Genomic DNA, 16,779 nt, shown 5'->3' on the forward strand with positions numbered 1-16,779 from the left:
ACGGGATAAAACGCGTTGTCCTCTGGTTCTTCGCGAGCAAGCTCGCTCCTACACGGTTATGTTTGGCCGAAGGCTTGTGTCATGATGATCCGACCGCAGGTTAGTCGTCCTCTTCCTATATGAATAGATCTTCCGCGTTGCTCCTTGCTTTTGTCTTTCTCAGCGGCTGCCAGGCCATGGCACCCGTGTCGCCGGACGGTACGCCGCCGGTAGAAGACAGCACCCCCGCCCCTGAAAAGCCCAAGGTTTATTCCTCGTTCAGTGAAGAGACGATCTTCAGCCTGCTGAGCGCGGAGCTGGCCGGCCAGCGCAATCGTTTCGACATTGCCCTGGATAACTACGTGACCCAGGCCATCAATACTCAGGATCCGGGGATTTCGGAGCGGGCGTTTCGCATCGCCGAGTACCTGGGCGCCGATCAGGCGGCCCTGGACTCCTCGCTGATCTGGGCGAAAAACGCCCCGGACGATCTCGAGGCACAACGGGCAGCGGCCATTCAACTGGCCCGCGCCGGGCGCTATGACGACTCCATGGTGTATATGGAGAAGGTCCTGCAGGGCAAGGGCGACACGCATTTCGACTTCCTCGCGCTGTCGGCCGCCGACACCGATCAGGACACCCGCAACGGCCTGATGAAGAGTTTCGACCGCCTGCTGCAAAAACACCCGAACAACAGCCAGCTGATTTTCGGCAAGGCGCTGTTGTTGCAACAGGATGATGAGCCCGAGGCTGCGCTGAAGCTGCTGGAGCAACACCCGCCGGAAGAGGGCGAGATCGCGCCGATCCTGCTGCGTGCCCGCCTGCTGCAAAACCTCAACCGCGGCAAGGAAGCGATTCCGCTGCTGGAAAAAAGCATCAAGAAGTACCCGGGCGACAAACGCCTGCTGCTGACCTATGCCCGCATGCTGGTTGAACAGGACCGCATGGAAGACGCCAAGGTGCAGTTCGCCAACCTCGTGCAGCAATACCCGGACGATGACGAATTGCGCTACTCCCTGGCGCTGGTGTGCCTGGAAGCCAAGGCCTGGGATGAGGCCAAGGGTTACCTGGAAGACCTGATCGCCCGCGAGAGCCACGTGGATTCGGCGCACCTGAACCTGGGCCGTATCGCTGAAGAGCGTAACGACCCGCAGGCTGCATTGCTCGAATACGCCCAGGTCGGCGCCGGCAATGACTACCTGCCGGCGCAACTGCGCCAGGCCGATATCCTGATGAACAACGGCCGTACCGACGAGGCGGAAAAACGCCTGGCTGCCGCACGGGATGCCGAACCGGACTACGCGATCCAGCTGTACCTGATCCAGGCCGAGACCCTGTCGGCCAACAAGCAGGGCGATCGCGCCTGGAAAATCCTCCAGCAAGCCTTGCTGCAATATCCGGACGACTTGAACCTGCTGTACACCCGCGCCATGCAGGCGGAAAAACGCAATGACCTGGCGCAGATGGAAAAAGACCTGCGCCTGATCATCAAGCGCGACCCGGACAATGCCATGGCACTGAACGCCCTGGGTTACACCTTGTCCGACCGTACAACGCGTTACGCCGAAGCCAAGGAGCTGATTGAAAAGGCTCACCAGCTCAACCCGGAAGACCCGGCCGTACTCGACAGCCTCGGCTGGGTGAATTACCGCCTGGGCAACCTGGACGAAGCCGAACGCTTGTTGCGCCAGGCGCTGGAGCGCTTCCCCGACCAGGAAGTCGCCGCACACCTGGGCGAAGTGCTCTGGGCCAATGGCAAGCAGCGTGAAGCGCGACAAATCTGGGAGAAGTTCCTCAAGGAACAGCCCGAAAGCCCAATCCTGCGCAGCACCATCAAGCGCCTGACCGGATCCGAGACCCTTTAATTTTATGTTTTTGCGCCATGTTATCGTTTTCAGCTTTATCGCCCTGCTCGCCGGCTGTTCCGGTCTTGGCACCCGTGAATCTGTCGAAGGCCCGGGCAACCCGGCGCAGTGGCAGCAGCACAAGGATCAACTGAGCAGCCTTGATGGCTGGCAGATCGAGGGCAAGGTGGGCATTCGCGCCCCGAAAGATTCGGGCAGCGGCACCTTGTTCTGGCTGCAACGCCAGGACTATTACGACATTCGCCTGTCTGGCCCGCTGGGCCGCGGTGCGGCACGCCTGACCGGCCGACCGGGGCAAGTCAGCCTGGAAGTGGCCAATCAGGGCCGCTATGAAGCGCCAACGCCGGAAGCCCTGCTGGAAGAACAGATGGGCTGGAAACTCCCCGTATCGCACCTCGTGTGGTGGGTACGCGGTCTTCCTGCGCCAGACAGCAAGAGCCGCCTGAGCCTCAATGGCGACAGCCGCCTGGCTTCGCTGGAACAGGATGGCTGGCAGGTCGAATACCTGAGCTATGTGCAACAGAACGGTTACTGGCTGCCCGAGCGCATCAAGCTGCATGGCACCGACCTTGACGTCACGCTGGTGATCAAGGACTGGCAACCGCGCAAGCTGGGGCAGTGAGATGAACGAGCAACGCCTGACCCTGCCCTCCCCGGCCAAACTGAATTTGATGCTGCACATTCTCGGTCGCCGTGAAGACGGCTATCACGAGTTGCAGACGATTTTTCAGTTTCTCGACTACGGCGATGAGCTGACCTTCGCCGTTCGCGATGACGGCGTGATCCAGTTGCACACCGAATTCGACGGCGTGCCTCACGACAGCAACCTGATTGTGAAGGCCGCGAAAAAACTCCAGGAACAATCCGGTTGCCCATTGGGCATCGACATCTGGATCGAAAAAATCCTGCCCATGGGCGGCGGCATCGGTGGCGGCAGCTCAAATGCCGCAACGACATTGCTCGGCCTGAATCACTTGTGGCAACTGGGTTGGGACCACGATCGCCTGGCGGCGCTGGGCCTGACACTGGGCGCGGACGTCCCGGTTTTCGTGCGTGGGCACGCCGCTTTTGCCGAAGGCGTGGGGGAGAAACTCACCCCTGTAGACCCCGAAGAGCCGTGGTATGTCGTGCTTGTTCCGCAAGTATCTGTAAGTACAGCAGAAATTTTTTCAGATCCACTGTTGACACGTAACTCTCCTCCCATTAAAGTGCGCCCCGTTCCCAAGGGAAACAGTCGAAATGACTGCTTACCGGTTGTAGCAAGGCGTTATCCAGATGTACGTAACGCTTTGAATTTGTTAGGTAATTTTACCGAAGCAAAATTAACCGGAACTGGAAGTTGTGTGTTTGGGGGCTTCCCAAGCAAAGCTGAAGCTGATAAAGTCTCGGCCCTTCTTACAGAGACCCTTACAGGGTTTGTAGCAAAGGGAAGCAACGTTTCGATGTTGCATCGCAAGCTGCAAAGTCTGCTCTAAAGGAACCGAGTACTGGGTACTCGTTGCAACAGATACAGGGGCGTCGCCAAGCGGTAAGGCAGCAGGTTTTGATCCTGCCATGCGTTGGTTCGAATCCAGCCGCCCCTGCCATTTTCTATACTCATCCAGGTTACCCTCAGCCTCTAGGTACTGCGCGTGTCCAAGATGATGGTCTTTACGGGGAATGCTAACCCCGATCTGGCTCGGCGTGTTGTACGTCAGCTGCATATCCCTCTCGGTGACATCTCTGTCGGTAAATTCTCCGACGGCGAAATTACAGCCGAGATCAATGAAAACGTCCGCGGTAAAGATGTCTTCATTATTCAGCCGACTTGCGCTCCGACCAACGATAACCTGATGGAACTCGTCGTGATGGCTGATGCCTTCCGCCGCTCCTCAGCGACTCGAATCACAGCTGTAATCCCTTACTTTGGTTATGCCCGTCAGGATCGCCGTCCGCGTTCCGCACGTGTGGCTATCAGCGCGAAAGTCGTTGCTGACATGCTGACCGTGGTAGGTATCGACCGTGTTCTCACGGTTGACCTGCACGCTGACCAAATCCAGGGGTTCTTCGATATTCCGGTAGATAACATCTACGGCTCCCCCGTCCTGGTGGATGACATCGAAGACCAGCGCTTTGAAAACCTGATGATCGTGTCCCCGGACATTGGTGGCGTCGTGCGTGCACGGGCTGTTGCCAAATCCCTGGGCGTGGATCTCGGGATCATCGACAAACGCCGCGAGAAAGCCAATCACTCTGAAGTGATGCATATCATCGGTGATGTCGAAGGGCGTACCTGTATTCTGGTTGATGACATGGTCGACACCGCCGGCACCCTGTGCCACGCGGCGAAAGCCTTGAAAGAGCACGGTGCAGCAAAAGTCTTCGCCTACTGCACACACCCTGTGCTGTCGGGCCGAGCGATCGAGAACATCGAGAACTCAATGCTGGACGAACTGGTGGTGACTAACACCATCCCGTTGTCCGCTGCCGCTCAAGCCTGTTCGCGTATCCGTCAACTGGATATCGCACCGGTAGTTGCCGAAGCGGTTCGCCGCATCAGCAACGAAGAATCGATCAGCGCGATGTTCCGTTAAGGGTCAAACCTTAGCAGCATCAACCTGACGAAAAGCGCCCCGCCCCAGCATTCTGTTGGGGCGGGGCTTTTTTGCCCATATCGCCTTTAGCGCTGGTCGCAAACGCTAGGGCGAATGTGGTTATTTTGGAGATACAACATGAACGATTTTACTTTGAATGCTGAACTGCGTTCCGACCTGGGGAAAGGTGCGAGCCGCCGCCTGCGTCGTCTCGCAAGCCTGGTTCCAGCTGTAGTTTACGGTGGCGAAAAAGCCCCTGAATCCATCAGCATGCTGGCTAAAGAAATCGCCAAACTGCTCGAAAACGACGCGGCTTACAGCCACATCATCGAGCTGAACGTTGGCGGCACCAAGCAGAACGTCATCATCAAGGCACTGCAACGTCACCCAGCTAAAGGCCACGTGCTGCACGCTGACTTCGTACGCGTAGTAGCTGGTCAGAAACTGACCGCTATCGTGCCTGTGCACTTTGTTGGTGAAGAAGCTCCGGTCAAGAAAGGCGGCGAAGTTTCGCACGTTATCGCCGAGATCGAAGTGACCTGCCTGCCGAAAGACCTGCCTGAGTTCATCGAAGTCGACCTGTCGGCTCTGGAAATCGGCGCAATCGTTCACCTGTCCGACCTCAAGGCTCCTAAAGGCGTTGAGTTCGTTGCACTGGCTCACGGTGACGACAAAGCTGTTGCAAACGTACACGCTCCACGCGTTGCACCAGAAGCTGAAGAAGGCGCTGCAGAGTAATTCACTCTGTAATGCCGGAGCTTGAGGAAACATCGCGGACCGGAACGTAGCGAGAAAGCGGGCGAGAATGCGAAGTTGGCCTCTAACGGTTAATGAGTTTTTGTCGTCCACTTTCGCCGCACCAACGGCGATGTTATCCACAACTCCAAAGGAAGGGCCCCTGTCGTGACTGCCATTAAACTGATCGTTGGCCTGGGAAATCCAGGCGCCGAATACGAACAGACCCGGCATAACGCGGGGGCCCTTTTTGTTGAGCGCATCGCCCACGCCCAAGGCGTCAATCTTGTGGCCGATCGCAAATATTTCGGCCTGACCGGACGCTTTTCGCATCAGGGTCAGGATGTTCGTCTGTTGATTCCCACCACCTACATGAACCGCAGCGGCCAGGCTGTCGCGGCGCTTGCGGGCTTCTTCCGGATCAAACCCGAAGAAATCCTGGTGGCCCATGACGAACTAGACCTGCCACCCGGCGTTGCCAAGCTCAAGCAAGGCGGCGGCCATGGCGGGCATAATGGCCTGCGCGACATCATCGCGCAGTTGGGCAATCAGAATACGTTCTACCGCTTGCGGCTTGGCATTGGCCACCCGGGCGTTGCCAGTATGGTTTCAAATTTCGTCCTGGGTCGTGCGCCACGCGCCGAACAGGAAAAACTCGATGCCAGCATCGATTTTGCCCTCGGCGTGCTGCCGGATATCTTCGCCGGTGAATGGAACCGTGCGATGAAAAACCTGCACAGCCAGAAGGCCTGACTCTTTACCCGAGGGGAAACACCATGGGATTCAATTGCGGCATCGTCGGCCTACCTAACGTCGGCAAGTCCACCCTGTTCAACGCCCTGACCAAATCCGGTATTGCGGCGGAGAACTTCCCCTTCTGCACCATCGAACCGAACACCGGTATCGTGCCGATGCCCGATACACGCCTGGACGCCCTGGCGGCCATCGTGAATCCAAAGCGCATCCTGCCGACCACCATGGAGTTCGTCGACATCGCGGGCCTGGTAGCCGGCGCGTCGAAAGGTGAAGGCCTGGGCAACAAGTTCCTCGCCAACATCCGCGAGACCGATGCCATCGCCCACGTGGTCCGCTGCTTCGAAGACGAGAACGTGATTCACGTCTCCAACAGCGTCGACCCGAAACGCGATATCGAGATCATCGACCTGGAGCTGATCTTCGCCGACCTCGACAGCTGCGAGAAGCAACTGCAAAAGGTCACGCGTAACGCCAAGGGCGGCGACAAGGACGCAGTGGTCCAGAAAGCCTTGCTGGAGCAACTGATTGCCCACTTCACTCTGGGCAAGCCGGCACGCAGCCTGATGAAGAACATGAGCACCGACGAAAAGGCGGTGATCAAGGGCTTCCACCTGCTGACTACCAAGCCGGTGATGTACATCGCCAACGTGGCTGAAGACGGTTTCGAGAACAACCCGCTGCTCGACGTGGTCATGGCCATTGCCGAAGAAGAAGGCGCGATGGTTGTTCCAGTGTGCAACAAGATCGAAGCGGAAATCGCCGAGCTGGAAGACGGCGAAGAGAAAGACATGTTCCTCGAGGCCCTGGGCCTGGAAGAGCCTGGCCTGAACCGCGTGATCCGTGCCGGCTACGAAATGCTGCACCTGCAGACCTACTTCACCGCCGGTGTTGAAGAAGTACGCGCCTGGACCGTCAAGGTCGGTGCCACTGCCCCGCAAGCGGCTGGGGTGATCCACACCGACTTCGAAAAAGGCTTTATCCGCGCCGAAGTCATCGCCTACAACGACTTCATCCAGTTCAAGGGTGAAGCCGGTGCCAAGGAAGCCGGTAAATGGCGCCTGGAAGGCAAGGAATACATCGTCAAGGATGGCGACGTGATGCACTTCCGCTTCAACGTATAAGCTTTACCTGCGGCCTATGCCGCAAAACAAAAAGCCGATGCACTGCATCGGCTTTTTTGTGGGCGATGTTTGCAACTTTCTACAAAGATCGACTTTGAAATATCCCCTGACATCTTAATACGGCAACCCTATAAAACAACCACAGCCCTCAATACGTAAAAATACGTCAATCCTCCCTGACACCCCCGAGTTTAAGATTATTCCGACCCATTATCAGGCAATCACGAGCGAGCGCCCACTTGATAATATTTAACTTAAGATTTTTTGGTTTTTCACACATAACAAACGTCTATTTCGCACTCTCCGACAGAATGACAAATCAGCTAAATTCCGTTCTACTTATCCATATCAGCAGGGAAGCCCCTCAGTAAAACAATGAGAAACAATAGGAGCAACAGCGATATGTCGGCCTCCTATCAAAGCACGTTTGAAACGGATGATCCATTTACTGAATGCCCAACCATTGAAGCCACTATCAACAATACTGCGGCTTTAAACATCGACATACTTTTGCTGGGGGAAACCGGCACCGGTAAAGATACCCTGGCCCAACGCATCCATCGCTTATCGGGCCGGCGAGGCAACTTCGTCGCCGTCAACTGTGCTGCAATTCCCGAAAGCCTGGCGGAAAGCCAACTGTTCGGGGTCAACAGCGGCGCCTACACCGGTGCGATGCAATCACGGGCAGGCTTTGTCGAAGCCGCACACTTGGGTACCTTGTACCTCGACGAAATAGACAGCATGCCCCTCACCCTGCAAGCCAAACTGCTGCGGGTACTGGAGTCCCGGGGCGTTGAGCGATTGGGTTCTACCCGCTTTATCCCGGTGGACATGCGCGTTATCGCGTCCGCCCAGCATTCGCTGCACGAAATGGTCGAGCAAGGGTTATTCAGGCGCGACCTGTATTTTCGCCTGAACGTAATCAGCATCAGCCTCCCTCCCCTGCGCGAACGTCGCGAGCAGATTATCCCCTTGTTCCTGAACATCGTCCGCCAGGAAGCCGAGTACTTTAAATACCCGATACCCCTGGCATCCAGCTCGCTGCTGCAACAATTGCTATGCCATTCCTGGCCGGGCAACGTCCGCGAACTGCGCTCGACAGCCAAGCGCTTTGTGTTGGATCTTCCGCCGCTTTCAGAGTCGATGAGGGACCATCAGGACATAGAGATGAACCTCAAGGCGCGGCTACAGCAAATCGAGAAATCGCTGATTGAAGAGTCGCTGCGCCGTCACGGCGGCAACGTGGATGTAGTAGCCGGGGAATTGGGGGTTGCCAAGCGCACGCTGTACTACAGGATGAAACAACTGGATATATCACTCGGCGGAACAGGTTAAACCCAGGACCAGCAGTTTTTTCTGGAACTGAAATCTTCATTTAACCACTCAAGGAAAGGCCATCTACATGATCAGCAACTTCGCCGATCGGGCCAGCCATGTGCTTGGTTCATATGCCTGACGGGCAATGATGGGTCTACGTTCGTGGTTAAGCATCAACGCATAAACAAACAAAAAGTTTAAATCAAGCAACTCAGAGGTGATGTTATGAGTGAAATCGATATTAACAAGCCGGTTACTGCCAGCAGTCTTGGTGGCGGAGACAATGCCGATATCGAAGCGGCAAAAAAAGCTGAAATGCGTCGACTAAAAATACAGGAGGTTAAAAACGAAATACTGACAAAAGAACTCGAAAACATAGGCAAACTAAGGTTTTAAACCTTTGCTTCCTCTATTAAACATAGAGGAAGCAACCCGTTTGCTGGCATGGCTCATGCTGAACCGTCGAAAAAAACCAACATTACTCCCAAACCAACAAGAACGTTCCTAGCGTCTTGCCGGAGGTTTACATGCGCGTGCTCGCTGACGACTTCACAGAACGCCCGGTTTCACGAACGGTTGAATCACGAGGTATTGATACCTCTGCTTCCGACATGAATTTTTTCCAAGCCAGCCTGGTTGATCGCGCGTCTTCCCCGGGTAGCCAAAATTCAATGGTCGGTACGAACGCGCTATCCGAACAGTCTTCTCATTTAACGAGGCTATCAAAACGTGCGACCAAAGGTTTGCGTGACCTGAGCCTTAATAAAAAATCAACGGAAATGCATCAAATTGCCAAGTCACTTTCAGACGCCCATCGGGAGCTGTCCATGTCAGTCAAGGTCATCAGCAAAACCGTGCAATGTTGCGAGAAAATAACCAACCTTCAGTAGGTAAGTCATGCTCCGCTGGATCACCACCCCATTAGTTTTATCATTGGCATTGCTGCTGGCCGGTTGCGGTGAAAAAGTAGAACTCCATAGCCGACTGTCCGAACAGGAGGCTAATGAGGTTGTTGCAGAACTCGCGGATAAACAAATCCGGGCCCAAAAAGTGCCAGCCAAAGACGGCGTTGTTGTGCGCGTCAACGCGTCGGACATCAGCAGGGCGGTCCGGACGCTCGAGGCCGCTGGCCTGCCCAAACTGGCCCGGTCGACCCTGGGCGATATCTTCCGTAAAGAAGGCGTTATCTCAACACCGCTGGAAGAACGTGCCCGCTATATCTATGCATTGTCTCAGGAGCTGGAGGCAACCTTGTCGAACATCGACGGGGTCATCGTCGCTCGAGTCCATGTCGTGCTCCCCGAACGGATTGCCCCGGGTGAACCCGTACAACCGGCATCAGCCTCGGTGTTCATCAAACATGATCCACGACTTGAGCCTGATAATATCCGCCCCCGAGTACGCAGGATGGTGGCCAGCAGTATCCCCGGCATGGCAGCCGCTGTAGAAAACACTCAAAAATTAACCGTAGTGTTTGTCCCCGCCGCGGCGTATCTGGAGCAGCAACGTCTGACCTATTTTGGTCCGTTCCTGGTTCAGGATAACGATCTCGGTTTCTGGCGCATGAGTCTTACCGTATTGCTCATCATATTGACGCTTGCGGGGGCTGGCGCGTTTATCTGGCGCAAACGGGGGGTGAATCAACAACACGACTCATCTGTCGTACCGGCTCATGCATCACTAAACCCGTCTGTTCATGAGTAATCAGCTGGCGTGGGTTCGATGGTGGGCCCGCCCATGGGAAACGCCAGCGTGTGACTGGGAGGTCCTCAGACCATATATCGCCTCGACCGATCTATGTCGCAGCCGGCATGAACGAGTGAGCACCGCACTGGCCATCACCCCCTGCCTGCCACCCTCACCCTCCCCTGCCTTGCTGCACCTGGTGCAAGCCTCCCCACCACAACGCGATCGCATGCTGACGCTGATCGGCAGTGTCTGCCAGCCTGTACGCGACCACTTGCTGGAGGAGGATGAATACCTCTGGTGTCAGCGCCTTGCCAAAGCGCTCCCTGCGGACTCACGGGTACTGAACACAGACGATCCTCTGCAGTACCTGCGCGCCTGGGTTGAGCCTGCGGTATGGCAACGCCTACGACTTGGCTTTGCGAATCAACGGGTAGTCGACCTGGAGAAATATTCCAACCTGCCCGACCGTCATGGTCGGCTGGATACTCTGTGGCGAGCCGTCATCTGGCGAGCTACCGCCATCACGAATGATCACGCGTGGCCCTGATCAGGAGCAACCAACCTGCATGTTATGCCGACGTAAAATTGAGCTGAATAAAGGCCAGGACCTGCCACAAACCCTGATTGCCCGAGAGATGCTTATCGACTGTGCTCAGGCGGGCACATTACTTGTTCGCGCCAAAGCCGAAGCGCGCGAACTACTACGCCAGGCCGAAGAGCAGCGCGAAATACTTTACGCAAATGCTTGCCGTGAGTTCTGGGAACGCGCCAACACTCAGTTGCAACGCTGGGAGATTGAACGCCAGGCTATCTGCGACAACATTGAACCCATTGCCGCCTCCATCACCAGCCTGGCCATTCGTAACCTGCTGGAGGAAACAGTCTCCCCCCAACGCCTGAGCGTCCTGCTAAAGCAATTACTGGCCACCCAGGTCCCGCGAATCGAAGCCACTCTGCTCTGCAATCCATTGGACCGTAAAAACGTAGACCAGTGGCTGAGCAGGCACCCAGACCTTCCCTGGACACTGCGCACCGAGGAGAACATCGCACCTCAAATGCTCATTCTGGAAACGCCCGAAGGTGGATTTCGGATCGACTGGGATTCGATGGTGGAAACCCTATGGAATTCCGGCACGTCGGGTTCAACCCAATAACACGCAGGGGCTGCGGTTCAACGAGCGCTGACGTTTAACGAAATACCCGTGGAACTGGAATCACGCGTCGAGCCACACACAACGTAACATCCTCTGGAGCAAAACCAATGAGCTTTGATTATCGCCTGCAAGCGAATCTCTACAGGCAACTGGAAAATTCGCAAAAGCGCTTTGAAAAGATAGAACGCGATGGATTGAACAACGACGAAGCCCTGGCGGCAATGAATGACGAAAAAGTCTTCCTCGCGGCCACGTTATCAGCCAGTTCCACCTACACCAATTACATGAGCGAAACAGCCAAGACCGTTATCGAAGGCATACAGTGAGTGGAAGCGTTACTCGGTCGTTGGTTGAGTAGCAGCGAACCGCTGATCACGTTGTTTGAAGATAATGACGAAATCAAGGTGCGGCGCGACCAACAAGCTTTTTTGATCAGTGTTCAACTGACCCACCATCGGGTCGACAAAAGAGCCTTGGAGGCGTGGATGCGCCTCGGACTGGAAAGTCTGAGGCATTTCCAGGGTGCCTTGGCGCAGGAAGCAATGACTGGTCATCTTTGGCTGCTTCAAAAACTCCCTGGCGACTGTGCCCTGCCCCACCTGCTTGGCAAACTCGAAACCCTGCTGAACCAGCGTGATACCTGGCGGGGCATTGTTGCGCACCTTGCCAGCCCAGCCCGGAAACTTAGGCCTACTTCGCTTCGGTCGCTGCGTCACTAAAACAGAGAATTCTCAATGCCTAACAAGATCGACAAGCACATCCGCTTGCGCGTCAATTCGCCTGCCGCCGCCGTAAAGCCTGCCCGTTGGCGCTACCTGATCCTCATGCCCTGGTTGTTGGCGCCCCTGGAAAGCACCCTGGCCGCCGTCCCCAGCGAATGGAAAAACACCGCCTATGCCTATGAGGCCGAACACAAGCCCCTGCGGGATGTGCTGGAAGACTTCGCCCAGACCTTCGGCACCCAACTGCAAATCGACGGCCTCCTCGAAGGCAACGTCAACGGCAAGATACGCGCCAATACCCCACAATCGCTTCTCGACAGGCTCGGCGTAGAGCACCGCTTCCAGTGGTACCTGTACAACAACACGCTGTACGTCAGCACCCTGGACCAACAGGAATCTGCACGCCTGGAGGTCTCCTCCGAGACCATCGCCGACCTCAAGCAGGCCCTCACCGATATAGGCTTGCTCGATAGCCGCTTCGGCTGGGGCGAATTGCCTGAGGACGGCGTCGTACTGGTCTCCGGGCCCAAGCGCTATATCGAACAGATCAAGCAGTTCAGCAGCCAGCGCAAGTCCCCGGATGAAAAGCAGAGCGTCCTCAGCTACCCGCTGAAGTTCGCCAATGCGGCGGACCGCCAGATTGATTATCGCGGCGAGAAACTGACCATCCCAGGCGTTGCCAGCATGCTGCGGGGGCTGCTGGAACCTCGCACGGCCTCGACGCTTTCAGGCATGAGCCCACGCCCTCCCTCTGCCGCGCAACCCTCACCCATAACCCCGGTATTTCCGCGCCTGAGTAACCCGATGCTGGGGCAAATGCTCGGTCAGACGATGAACCCGGGGCCGGCAGACACCGGCATGTCACTCCCCCCTCGGGCACCGGTCTCCACCAGCAAAATCCGAGTCGAAGCCGATGTGCGCAACAACGCCATCCTGATCTACGACCTGCCGGAGCGCCAGGCGATGTACCGTGAGCTGATCAGCCAGCTCGACGTAGCCCGCAAGCTGGTGGAAATCGATGCGATCATTCTTGATATCGAGCGCACTCAACTGCGGGAATTCGGGATTAGATGGGGTTTTCAAAACAGCCGTTTCCGGGGTGGCGTGAACATGGCGCCCGGGTCTTCATCACAGCTGTCGATCGAGCACCGTGATCGTTTCAACGCCGATATTCGCGCATTGGAGCAACGTGGCCTGGCGACCATGGTCTCCAACCCGTCGGTGCTTACTTTGGAAAACCAGCCGGCGGTGATCGATTTCAACCGCACCCAATACCTCACCGCCGGCACCGAGACTGCAACCATCCTGCCCATCACGGTCGGCACCAGCTTCCAGGTGGTACCGAGGGTGATCACTACCCGCGGCAATCACCAGATCCACCTGGTGGTGGATATCGAGGACGGTAACTTCGACGAGTCCAACCCCGCGCGCACCAGCCCCGATGTACGCCGCGGCAAAGTCAGCACCCAGGCGGTCATGGCGGAAAAACGTTCGCTGGTGGTCGGTGGCTTCCATGTCACTGAACGCACCGACAAACAAAGCAAGATCCCTCTTCTGGGAGACATTCCGCTGCTGGGCAAGGCCCTGTTTTCTTCCTCCGAGCGCCAGAACAACCGGCGCGAACGCCTGTTTATCCTGACGCCGCGCGTGATCGGCGATCAGGCTGATCCTTCACGCTACTTGCCCCAGGAGGATCAAGCCGAACTGCAGGCCGCACTCAAGCCATTGGCCCGGCGGTATGCCGAGCATCAACCGGTGATCAAGCGCAGCGACATCACCAGCACCCTGGCTCACCTCGTCAGCGGGCAAGTACCCACGGCCTTCAAGGCCGCGCCCATGCCACTGGGCCTGGACACCTTGTGCAGCACCCGCGAGCTATTGGCCCTGAACACCGAACGCAGCCAATGGTATGCAGGCCCGCAGTTCAATGTGGCCGTGGTGGTGGTACGCAATCAGTTCAACCGTAACGTGCGCATCGATGAAAGAGAATGCAGCAACTCCCAGACCCTGGCCGTCAGCGTCTGGCCACGTGCCTGGCTCAAGCCGGGAGAAGAGGCGGAGGTATTTATCGCCATGCGGCCCGTGGTCAAAGATGAACACATCGGTGTGTCCCGCCCCTCCCTGATCACCCCCACCCGGAAGAACGCGCCATGAAACGCCTACTCACCCTCCTCGGCCTGGCCCTGCTTATCGTTGGTTGTACGCCGACGTGCAAGGGCGACTCCTGTTCACGCCCGCAATCGGGCGCCGATAAGCTGGTGGTCTGGTGGCCGCCGCAGATGCGCGTCGAATCGGGCCCTGCCGGCGAGCGCTCCGACTATCAAACGATCTCACTGGAACGGTAAGTTCCATGGGGCCGAACGATACGTCGTCTCGCCAGGTATTCCTGGATAACCTGGTGGGCGGCAAGGACGCCCACCTGTCCCTCGGCCCGGGCATAAGCATGTGCCGGTTAAAGGCCGGTGGTAAACCCGGGCTTGCGTTGCTGGTCGACCGTGGAGCGCTGGAAGCCGGACAGTTGGAACGGGTACTGGAGCGGCTTTTTGAACAGGCGGTGGCGTTTGACGGCTGCTTTGCCTGTCTCGATGCCAAGGATGCCCTGGTGATCTGGCACGCGCTGCCGGCAGGTGCAGAGGAGGCAGATGACATCATCGGCAAGCTGCTTTCGCTGGGCTGCCTCGATATGCTGGACGTGCACCGCTACCGTTAACGTTGCTTAAGCTCCGGAAACTCCAGCGTTTCACGCTTGGCCTCGTCATTGAGCTCACGCAGGGTGCGGTAGAGGAACGCTACCGCCTGCAACGTCTCCCGGGGAATGTTCGCCCCAAGCTTCTTCTCGTACAGCGTGCGCGCGAGCCATACACACTGGATCACCGGCACGTCGGCCGCCTTGGCCCGGTCTATCAGTTTCCGGGCCTCGGCATCCGTGCCTTTATCCACCAGCAGCGGCAGCGGCGTTTTGCCCGGCCGGTAGTACAGCGCGACAGCAAAGTGCGTCGGGTTGACCACCAACATGTCGGCCTCCTCCAGCTTGGGCAACTTGACCTTCGGCTCCTCCTGGGCCAGCTGTTGGGCCAGGGCGCGGCGCTGCCCCTTGACGTGAGGGTCGCCCTCCATGTCCTTGTATTCCTTGACCACCTCGACCTGAGTCATGCGCATGCTCTTGGCAAAGAAGTGCTTCTGCAGCGCCATGTCGATCAATGCCAGGACCAGCAGCAATCCCAGGCAAGCGTGCAGCAGATGTCGAAACAGGATGATCAGCGCGAGGATGTAACTCTGCAGGTCGCTGGTGGCCAGATTGATCAAGGCCCCTAGTGACGGACTGATCACCACGTACAAAATCAGCGCAAGCAGTAGCGCCTTGGCCAACCCCATCAACAGGTTCGTCACTGACTTGGCAGAGAACATCTGCTTGACCTGGCTGATTGGGTTGAGACGGCTGAAATTCAGCTTCAGGCTTTCCGGCGCAAACAGGAAACCGAACTGAATCCAGCCGCTGATCAACTTCACCGCGATCGCCAATCCGGCCATCAGCAAGGCGAAGGAAAAAAACACGATCAAGCCTTCCGTCAGCACTTCCTCCAGCGCCCGCACAAAGGGCTGCCCGAAACGTGACATGGGCATCACCAGCAACTGCTGGAAGCGCTGCATGCTGGTTTCGGCGGTGAACAACGCGATTTCGCTGAGGGCGGTCAACACCAGTAGCTTACCGACGTCCTGGCTTTGGGCGACCTGGCCTTTCTGGCGCTGATCCTTGAGTTTCTTGGGCGTGGCCGCGTGTTTTTTCTCACCCGAATCACTCATGTCCCGAGCCCCTGAACATCAGGCCGAGGGAATGCTTGAGGTCTCCCAACTGCGCCATGCGCCCGACGATCAAGTCCTGCAACAGCGGGAAGTACAGCAGCAGGATAACCAGCCCCGCCAGGCTCTTGACCGGCGTTGCCAGGGTAGAGACTTGCAATTGCGGGCTGTACAGGCCCAACAAGGCGAAGCCGAACTCCAGGAACAGCAGCACGGCAATAAACGGTGCGGCATACAGCATCATGTGGGTAAAAGTATCGCCCAGCAGCCCGATGAATACACTGAACCCATTGACCGCCGGCAGCGGCAACCAGGCGGTTGGCGGCCAGATCAGGTAGCTGTCCCAGATCACTTGGGTCAGCACGCTCAAGCCCAGGACGGCAATCAGCAAATAAATCACCAACTGTTTGAACAGGTGCCCGATCGGCGTCGCATCCGGCCCCAGCGAAGGGTTGAGTTGGCCACCCGCCAAAGCCCCCCGCTGGTTATCCAGCAGTGCGCCCACTGACTCGAACATCCAGAACGGCATGGCCAACAGAATCCCCAGCAAAAACCCCAGGGCAGCTTCCTTGAGTACCAACCCGCTGATCATCAGCGCGGAGTAATCCTTGGCAGCCAGGACGGCATGAATGCCGGGCGCCGGAATCAACGCCATGACCATCACGATGATGTGGCGGGGCATACCGCGTATATGTTGGAAACAAAACGCAGGCACCAGAAATGCACAGGGATAAATGCGCGCCATGGCCACGAGCAGGCTGGGCAGGAATTCAAGATAAAGCAGCATACGCAGGCCCTCAGTTCAATGCCGAGCGGGCAATCATGTCGAACATCAGGTTGATCAGTTGGATCAGCTCCACGCCAATCCAGCGACCGGTCAAAATCAGCGTGATGCCCACCGCAACCAGCTTGATGCCAAAGGGCAGCGTCTGGTCCTGTATCTGCATCAGGGCCTGCACCAGCGACGTCAACACACCGACGACCACCGCCACGATCAGCGGCGGCGCCGACAGCACCACCACCAGCAACATGCCCTGCTTGAACAGCACGATCGGTTCCATAGGGCA

General features: G+C 57.2%; 21 protein-coding genes and 1 tRNA gene. 18 read left to right on the forward strand and 4 right to left on the reverse strand.

Annotated features, from left to right (window positions below):
* Window positions 1-119: 119 nt before the first annotated feature.
* The 15 genes from HX807_RS28460 to HX807_RS28530 all read left to right on the forward strand — a co-directional run bounded on the left by HX807_RS28460 (window position 120) and on the right by HX807_RS28530 (window position 11,515).
* Complete coding sequence (locus tag HX807_RS28460) at window positions 120-1,844, forward strand: tetratricopeptide repeat protein (RefSeq protein ID WP_008432263.1); 1,725 nt, start codon at window positions 120-122, stop codon at window positions 1,842-1,844.
* Between the two features lie 4 nt (window positions 1,845-1,848).
* The gene (lolB, locus tag HX807_RS28465) at window positions 1,849-2,466 is read left to right on the forward strand and encodes a lipoprotein insertase outer membrane protein LolB (RefSeq protein ID WP_008432261.1); all 618 of its coding nucleotides are present in this window, start codon (window positions 1,849-1,851) and stop codon (window positions 2,464-2,466) included.
* Window position 2,467: 1 nt separating this feature from the next.
* Complete coding sequence (ispE, locus tag HX807_RS28470) at window positions 2,468-3,319, forward strand: 4-(cytidine 5'-diphospho)-2-C-methyl-D-erythritol kinase (protein ID WP_003208395.1); 852 nt, start codon at window positions 2,468-2,470, stop codon at window positions 3,317-3,319.
* 36 nt (window positions 3,320-3,355) lie between these two features.
* Window positions 3,356-3,430 (forward strand) — tRNA-Gln (locus tag HX807_RS28475).
* Window positions 3,431-3,475: 45 nt separating this feature from the next.
* Entirely contained in the window at window positions 3,476-4,417 is a 942-nt protein-coding gene (locus HX807_RS28480) for a ribose-phosphate pyrophosphokinase (protein WP_003208392.1), read from the forward strand.
* Between the two features lie 138 nt (window positions 4,418-4,555).
* Window positions 4,556-5,155 (forward strand): 50S ribosomal protein L25/general stress protein Ctc, encoded by a 600-nt coding sequence (locus tag HX807_RS28485; RefSeq protein ID WP_003208391.1) that lies wholly within the window; start codon window positions 4,556-4,558, stop codon window positions 5,153-5,155.
* A 165-nt stretch (window positions 5,156-5,320) separates the two neighbouring features.
* Window positions 5,321-5,905, forward strand: a complete 585-nt coding sequence (gene pth, locus HX807_RS28490; RefSeq protein WP_003208389.1) for an aminoacyl-tRNA hydrolase — start codon at window positions 5,321-5,323, stop codon at window positions 5,903-5,905.
* Between the two features lie 23 nt (window positions 5,906-5,928).
* Window positions 5,929-7,029 carry a redox-regulated ATPase YchF gene (gene ychF, locus HX807_RS28495; protein ID WP_010177033.1) on the forward strand — a complete coding sequence of 367 codons (1,101 nt, stop codon included), beginning with the start codon at window positions 5,929-5,931 and terminating at the stop codon, window positions 7,027-7,029.
* A 402-nt stretch (window positions 7,030-7,431) separates the two neighbouring features.
* A complete protein-coding gene (locus tag HX807_RS28500; protein WP_177009586.1) occupies window positions 7,432-8,364 on the forward strand; it encodes a sigma 54-interacting transcriptional regulator in 933 nt (310 codons plus the stop codon).
* 207 nt (window positions 8,365-8,571) lie between these two features.
* Complete coding sequence (locus tag HX807_RS28505) at window positions 8,572-8,742, forward strand: hypothetical protein (RefSeq protein ID WP_157222825.1); 171 nt, start codon at window positions 8,572-8,574, stop codon at window positions 8,740-8,742.
* Window positions 8,743-8,873: 131 nt separating this feature from the next.
* Window positions 8,874-9,236 (forward strand): hypothetical protein, encoded by a 363-nt coding sequence (locus tag HX807_RS28510; RefSeq protein ID WP_023659153.1) that lies wholly within the window; start codon window positions 8,874-8,876, stop codon window positions 9,234-9,236.
* A 7-nt stretch (window positions 9,237-9,243) separates the two neighbouring features.
* Window positions 9,244-10,050: a type III secretion system inner membrane ring lipoprotein SctJ gene (gene sctJ, locus HX807_RS28515; RefSeq protein WP_177009588.1), complete on the forward strand. Its 807-nt coding sequence runs from the start codon at window positions 9,244-9,246 to the stop codon at window positions 10,048-10,050.
* 211 nt (window positions 10,051-10,261) lie between these two features.
* Window positions 10,262-10,582: a type III secretion protein gene (locus HX807_RS28520; protein ID WP_218169027.1), complete on the forward strand. Its 321-nt coding sequence runs from the start codon at window positions 10,262-10,264 to the stop codon at window positions 10,580-10,582.
* A gap of 19 nt (window positions 10,583-10,601) precedes the next feature.
* A complete protein-coding gene (gene sctL / locus HX807_RS28525; protein ID WP_177051821.1) occupies window positions 10,602-11,189 on the forward strand; it encodes a type III secretion system stator protein SctL in 588 nt (195 codons plus the stop codon).
* 107 nt (window positions 11,190-11,296) lie between these two features.
* Window positions 11,297-11,515, forward strand: coding sequence for a hypothetical protein (locus HX807_RS28530; RefSeq protein WP_003208375.1), 219 nt, complete (start codon window positions 11,297-11,299; stop codon window positions 11,513-11,515).
* A 9-nt stretch (window positions 11,516-11,524) separates the two neighbouring features.
* On the opposite strand, the gene HX807_RS28535 is transcribed toward HX807_RS28530, so the two are convergent.
* Entirely contained in the window at window positions 11,525-11,851 is a 327-nt protein-coding gene (locus HX807_RS28535) for a hypothetical protein (RefSeq protein ID WP_173406097.1), read from the reverse strand.
* A 72-nt stretch (window positions 11,852-11,923) separates the two neighbouring features.
* Between HX807_RS28535 and sctC the strand changes: the two genes are divergently transcribed.
* From sctC to HX807_RS28550, 3 genes are read left to right on the forward strand one after another with little or no spacing between them, the layout of a single operon-like run.
* Window positions 11,924-14,065 carry a type III secretion system outer membrane ring subunit SctC gene (sctC, locus tag HX807_RS28540; protein WP_177051822.1) on the forward strand — a complete coding sequence of 714 codons (2,142 nt, stop codon included), beginning with the start codon at window positions 11,924-11,926 and terminating at the stop codon, window positions 14,063-14,065.
* Window positions 14,062-14,256: an HrpT family type III secretion system protein gene (gene hrpT / locus HX807_RS28545; protein ID WP_003208370.1), complete on the forward strand. Its 195-nt coding sequence runs from the start codon at window positions 14,062-14,064 to the stop codon at window positions 14,254-14,256. Before sctC ends, hrpT begins: the two co-directional genes overlap by 4 nt.
* A 5-nt stretch (window positions 14,257-14,261) precedes the next feature.
* Window positions 14,262-14,621, forward strand: coding sequence for a transcriptional regulator (locus HX807_RS28550; RefSeq protein WP_177051824.1), 360 nt, complete (start codon window positions 14,262-14,264; stop codon window positions 14,619-14,621).
* Here HX807_RS28550 and sctU read toward each other — a convergent pair.
* The 3 genes from sctU to sctS are packed head-to-tail and all read right to left on the reverse strand — an operon-like array spanning window position 14,618 to window position 16,773.
* Window positions 14,618-15,715 (reverse strand): type III secretion system export apparatus subunit SctU, encoded by a 1,098-nt coding sequence (gene sctU, locus HX807_RS28555; protein WP_003208366.1) that lies wholly within the window; start codon window positions 15,713-15,715, stop codon window positions 14,618-14,620. The two genes, HX807_RS28550 and sctU, sit on opposite strands and share 4 nt — an antisense overlap.
* Window positions 15,708-16,499, reverse strand: a complete 792-nt coding sequence (gene sctT / locus HX807_RS28560) for a type III secretion system export apparatus subunit SctT (protein WP_003208364.1) — start codon at window positions 16,497-16,499, stop codon at window positions 15,708-15,710. The genes sctU and sctT overlap by 8 nt, the downstream gene beginning before the upstream one ends.
* A gap of 10 nt (window positions 16,500-16,509) precedes the next feature.
* Window positions 16,510-16,773: a type III secretion system export apparatus subunit SctS gene (gene sctS / locus HX807_RS28565; protein WP_003208363.1), complete on the reverse strand. Its 264-nt coding sequence runs from the start codon at window positions 16,771-16,773 to the stop codon at window positions 16,510-16,512.
* Window positions 16,774-16,779 lie beyond the last annotated feature (6 nt).

Origin of the sequence: Pseudomonas sp. D8002, assembly GCF_013385695.1 — a bacterium.
GTDB lineage: Bacteria > Pseudomonadota > Gammaproteobacteria > Pseudomonadales > Pseudomonadaceae > Aquipseudomonas.

Excerpts from the sequence above, each read along its gene's own strand:
- HX807_RS28460 (WP_008432263.1), top strand. The coding sequence starts at position 120 with ATGAATAGATCTTCCGCGTTGCTCCTTGCTTTTGTCTTTCTCAGCGGC.
- lolB (WP_008432261.1), top strand. The coding sequence starts at position 1,849 with ATGTTTTTGCGCCATGTTATCGTTTTCAGCTTTATCGCCCTGCTCGCC.
- ispE (WP_003208395.1), top strand. The coding sequence starts at position 2,468 with ATGAACGAGCAACGCCTGACCCTGCCCTCCCCGGCCAAACTGAATTTG.
- HX807_RS28485 (WP_003208391.1), top strand. The coding sequence starts at position 4,556 with ATGAACGATTTTACTTTGAATGCTGAACTGCGTTCCGACCTGGGGAAA.
- ychF (WP_010177033.1), top strand. The coding sequence starts at position 5,929 with ATGGGATTCAATTGCGGCATCGTCGGCCTACCTAACGTCGGCAAGTCC.
- HX807_RS28500 (WP_177009586.1), top strand. The coding sequence starts at position 7,432 with ATGTCGGCCTCCTATCAAAGCACGTTTGAAACGGATGATCCATTTACT.
- HX807_RS28505 (WP_157222825.1), top strand. The coding sequence starts at position 8,572 with ATGAGTGAAATCGATATTAACAAGCCGGTTACTGCCAGCAGTCTTGGT.
- HX807_RS28510 (WP_023659153.1), top strand. The coding sequence starts at position 8,874 with ATGCGCGTGCTCGCTGACGACTTCACAGAACGCCCGGTTTCACGAACG.
- sctJ (WP_177009588.1), top strand. The coding sequence starts at position 9,244 with ATGCTCCGCTGGATCACCACCCCATTAGTTTTATCATTGGCATTGCTG.
- HX807_RS28520 (WP_218169027.1), top strand. The coding sequence starts at position 10,262 with ATGCTGACGCTGATCGGCAGTGTCTGCCAGCCTGTACGCGACCACTTG.
- sctL (WP_177051821.1), top strand. The coding sequence starts at position 10,602 with ATGTTATGCCGACGTAAAATTGAGCTGAATAAAGGCCAGGACCTGCCA.
- HX807_RS28530 (WP_003208375.1), top strand. The coding sequence starts at position 11,297 with ATGAGCTTTGATTATCGCCTGCAAGCGAATCTCTACAGGCAACTGGAA.
- sctC (WP_177051822.1), top strand. The coding sequence starts at position 11,924 with ATGCCTAACAAGATCGACAAGCACATCCGCTTGCGCGTCAATTCGCCT.
- hrpT (WP_003208370.1), top strand. The coding sequence starts at position 14,062 with ATGAAACGCCTACTCACCCTCCTCGGCCTGGCCCTGCTTATCGTTGGT.
- HX807_RS28550 (WP_177051824.1), top strand. The coding sequence starts at position 14,262 with ATGGGGCCGAACGATACGTCGTCTCGCCAGGTATTCCTGGATAACCTG.
- sctU (WP_003208366.1), bottom strand. The coding sequence starts at position 15,715 with ATGAGTGATTCGGGTGAGAAAAAACACGCGGCCACGCCCAAGAAACTC.
- sctT (WP_003208364.1), bottom strand. The coding sequence starts at position 16,499 with ATGCTGCTTTATCTTGAATTCCTGCCCAGCCTGCTCGTGGCCATGGCG.
- sctS (WP_003208363.1), bottom strand. The coding sequence starts at position 16,773 with ATGGAACCGATCGTGCTGTTCAAGCAGGGCATGTTGCTGGTGGTGGTG.